1 pseudogene is annotated in these 250 nt (G+C 53.6%); it reads right to left on the bottom strand.

What is annotated here, in order from left to right:
• Positions 1–250, bottom strand: a pseudogene (locus AB4153_RS20600) (RTX toxin); the annotation flags it as partial.

Below are 250 nucleotides of genomic sequence, written 5' to 3'. Positions count from 1 at the left end.
TCGCCATTGGCATCAACAGTCACGCCAGTGATGACTTGCACTGTGCCAGCGCTATCAGTCAGGGTTAGCGTGACTGTGCTGTTTGGCGCCACATCAGTGGTGGTACCAGAAATGTCAGCTGTCTCTGCGCCATCATTGATGGTGAGGGCCACATCAATAGAACCCGCGGTGGCGTCCATGTTGTCAGTGTCAGCATCGGTAACGGTTTGACCGTTTTGATCGACAGCTTGAGCATCAACAGTGATGTCGC

It is taken from the genome of Shewanella sp. 10N.286.52.E4, from assembly GCF_041468785.1.
In the GTDB taxonomy this organism is placed as follows: Bacteria; Pseudomonadota; Gammaproteobacteria; order Enterobacterales; family Shewanellaceae; genus Shewanella; species Shewanella electrodiphila.
The sequence above is the reverse complement of the archived record's forward strand: the minus strand, read 5'-3'. Positions and strand labels throughout refer to the sequence as shown.